This window comes from Corallococcus llansteffanensis, from assembly GCF_003612055.1.
In the GTDB taxonomy this organism is placed as follows: Bacteria; Myxococcota; Myxococcia; order Myxococcales; family Myxococcaceae; genus Corallococcus; species Corallococcus llansteffanensis.
In genome coordinates this window covers 1-2,932 of record NZ_RAWB01000849.1, presented here as the reverse complement: position 1 = coordinate 2,932, position 2,932 = coordinate 1, and the positions used below count along the sequence as shown (strand labels likewise).

The 2,932-nt window shown below is 68.7% G+C and carries 4 protein-coding genes; all 4 read right to left on the bottom strand.

Going from position 1 to position 2,932, the window contains the following annotated elements:
* The coding region (yidC, locus tag D7V93_RS41145; RefSeq protein ID WP_120648442.1) for a membrane protein insertase YidC at positions 1 to 1,826 on the bottom strand (1,826 nt) is incomplete at its 3' end.
* Between the two features lie 52 nt (positions 1,827 to 1,878).
* Positions 1,879 to 2,097 carry a membrane protein insertion efficiency factor YidD gene (yidD, locus tag D7V93_RS41140; RefSeq protein WP_120610406.1) on the bottom strand — a complete coding sequence of 73 codons (219 nt, stop codon included), beginning with the start codon at positions 2,095 to 2,097 and terminating at the stop codon, positions 1,879 to 1,881.
* Positions 2,094 to 2,519 (bottom strand): ribonuclease P protein component, encoded by a 426-nt coding sequence (gene rnpA / locus D7V93_RS41135; RefSeq protein WP_372338420.1) that lies wholly within the window; start codon positions 2,517 to 2,519, stop codon positions 2,094 to 2,096. Before rnpA ends, yidD begins: the two co-directional genes overlap by 4 nt.
* 12 nt (positions 2,520 to 2,531) lie before the next feature.
* Complete coding sequence (gene rpmH, locus D7V93_RS41130) at positions 2,532 to 2,684, bottom strand: 50S ribosomal protein L34 (protein WP_120537283.1); 153 nt, start codon at positions 2,682 to 2,684, stop codon at positions 2,532 to 2,534.
* Positions 2,685 to 2,932 lie beyond the last annotated feature (248 nt).

Below are 2,932 nucleotides of genomic sequence, written 5' to 3'. Positions count from 1 at the left end.
CACTTGCGCTTGCCTCCCCCGGCGGAGATCACCGCCGGTGTCCCGCCACCCGACTGGTTCTTCTTGCGGTCCAGCCACTTGCGCAGGCCGTACTGCTGCCCGATGGAGAGCACGTTGTTCGTGAAGATGTAGAGCGACAGGCCCGCGGGGTACTGGAGCAACGTGAAGGTGAAGATGATGGGCATCACCCAGGTCATCATCTTCGCCTGCGCCGCATCCATCATCTGCGGCTGCATCTTCTGCGTGATGATCATCGACACGCCCAGCGCCAGCGGCAGCAGGTACGTGGGGTCCTTGTACGTGAGGTCCCGCCAGATGGGCCCGACGAACGGCTCGCCGTAGATTTCGAAGCTGTTGCGCAGCGACGTGAAGAGCGCGATCCACACCGGCATCTGGATGAGCAGCGGCAGACAGCCGCCCAGGGGGTTCACCTTCGCCTCCTGGTACAGCTTCATGATCTCCAGGTTCTGGCGCTCCTTGTCGTCCGCGAACTTCTTGCGGATCTCATCCATCTTGGGCTGCAGCACCTTCACCGCCTCCATGCTGACCATGGAGCGGTAGGTGAGCGGCAGCAGCGCCAGCTTCACCACCACGGTGAGCAGGATGATCGCGACGCCCCAGTTCCCCACGATGCCGTGGAAGAACTTCATGATGGCGAGCAGCAGCTTGCAGACCACGGCCCAGATGCCGAAGTCGACCGTGTCCTCCAGGCGCGGGTGGTACGTGGTGGTGGACAGGCCGGCCACCGCGCGCAGCTCCGCGCCGGGCACCGGGCGCAGCAGGTCGGGGTCCTTGGGGCCCAGGTAGCCGCCGAAGCGGAACGTGGCCGTCCCCCCGGGGCCGACGTTGAGCGGGAAGCCCGCGGCCACTTCGCGCGCGGTGGGCGACGCGGTCAGCGTGCAGTGGCCCGCGAGCGCCCCGTCCAGCGGGTAGAGCGCGGACAGGAAGTACTGCTGGTCGATGCCGAAGAAGGAGATCTGCCCGCGCGTCTCCTCCGGCGGCTTGTCGCCCGGGGACAGCTTGTGGAGCTCTTCGTCCACCCAGCACGCGGAGCGGCTCAGGTTGCCCACGCCGCCGAAGAAGGACGGCGCGTGCTCGAACTCCGGGTCGATGGCGCGGCTGTAGTGCAGCTTCAGCTCACCCGTCTGCGCCTGGGCGGAGGTGTTGCGCACCTGGAGGGTGTAGGTGAACTCGAAGCCGTCGCGGGGCCACAGCACCGTCTTCGTCACTTCCCACGGGCCCTGGCGGCCGGTGAAGGTGACGCTGCCACCCTTGTCGGTGGCGCCCTCCTGCACCGCGTAGCGGGTGTTCGCCGCGAGCGGAGAGCCGCCCTCGATGGTCACCGCGAGCGGCAGGGGCTGGCCCTGCACCGGGTGCGCCACGTTCATCTGCGGCGGCGGGGGGATCTCCTTGCCGAAGAGCTTCTCGAAGCCCTCCTTCACGGTGAGCGACTGCTGCTCCCGCATCTTCACGCCCTGGAGCACGGCGGAGGTGAGGCCGGCGCCCTCGGAGGAGAAGGTGTACTTCACCTCCGGCCGGGCGAAGTCGGCGGTGCGCGCGGGCGGCGGCGGGGTCTCCCCCTCGGCCTGGGCGGGGGTGCCCGCGTCCGCGGCCATCCCCGGCGGCGGAACGGCGGCGACTCCCGGGGTGCCGGCATCCACGGCCGCGGCCACTTCCACCCCGGCATCCGCGCCCGTGACGCCCTCGGGCGTCTTGGGGGCGAAGAAGAAGGTGTAGGCAGCGGTGGCCGCGAAGGAGAGGGCGAGCGCCAGGAGCAGCCGCTTCTGCGAATCGTTGGACTGGGGCGACAGCGGGTCGTTCGTCATGGATTTCCCTCTGCCGGCGGCAGAGGGCCGGGGGGCAGGCGGAAGCAAACCGTCAGGGGACGGGATCGAATCCGCCGGGGTGGAATGGCTGGCAGCGCAGCAGGCGCCAGACGGTGAGGGCGAAGCCCTTCAGGCCCCCATGCTTCTCCAGCGCCTGCATGGCGTAGGTGGAGCAGGAGGGGTGGAACCGACACGCCTTCGGCAGCAGCGGCCCCAGGAACCGCCGGTAGAAGCGGATGGGCAGGGCGATGACGAAGGCGAGTGGACTCATGGGACAGGCTCTTCCTTGGGAGGCACGGGCGGTGCCGGAAAGAGCCGTTGCAGCTTACGGGTGACGCCGTCGAACGCACGGGAAACTTGAGCGGAGGAGGCTTCCTTCGCCGAGGAGCGGACGACCAGGACTACGTCGAGACCGGGCGGCCATTGCCCGCGGCGCTTGCGGAACAGCTCGCGCAGCACCCTGCGAAGACGCGCGCGCACCACCGCGTTGCCCACCTTGCTGGAGACGGTGAGCCCTACGCGGGAGTGCGCCCGGTTGTTGCGTTGGACGAGCGCCAGGAGGCAGTCGGACGGAAGCTTCTGACCGCCCTCCTGGACCTCCAGGAACTCACGTCGCTGAAGCAGGCGAAAGGCCTTGGGGAAGCGCTCGCCGGTTGCCTGAGGCACCCGCGGCGCCGCTCCCTCGGCCATCACACGTGCGTCCAGTTACTTCTTGAACGACGACACCACCAGGCGCTTACGGCCCTTCGCGCGGCGGCGCTTGAGGACATCCCGGCCGGACTTGGTGCCGTTCCGCTTGCGGAACCCGTGGGCGCGGTTGCGCCGGATCTTCGACGGCTGGTACGTGCGCTTGGACACGACTACTCCCTGAGAGCTGAAGGCGGCGCCCGGAACTCCCGGCGCGACCCGTACATTGGAAAGGGGGCGTCCGTAACCCTATTTCCTGGACAAGTCAATCACAGGATCACCCTGACCCGGCCATGTCGCACTGCGCCGGGGGACGCGGCGGATCCTCCCGGAAGAAGCGGTCGGGGACACCCAGGACGAGGGCGTTCTCGCGCACCTCCAGGGGGGGCATCCGCTCCAGCCAGGTCAGCGCGTAGTGG

Excerpts from the sequence above, each read along its gene's own strand:
- yidD (WP_120610406.1), bottom strand. The coding sequence starts at position 2,097 with ATGAGTCCACTCGCCTTCGTCATCGCCCTGCCCATCCGCTTCTACCGG.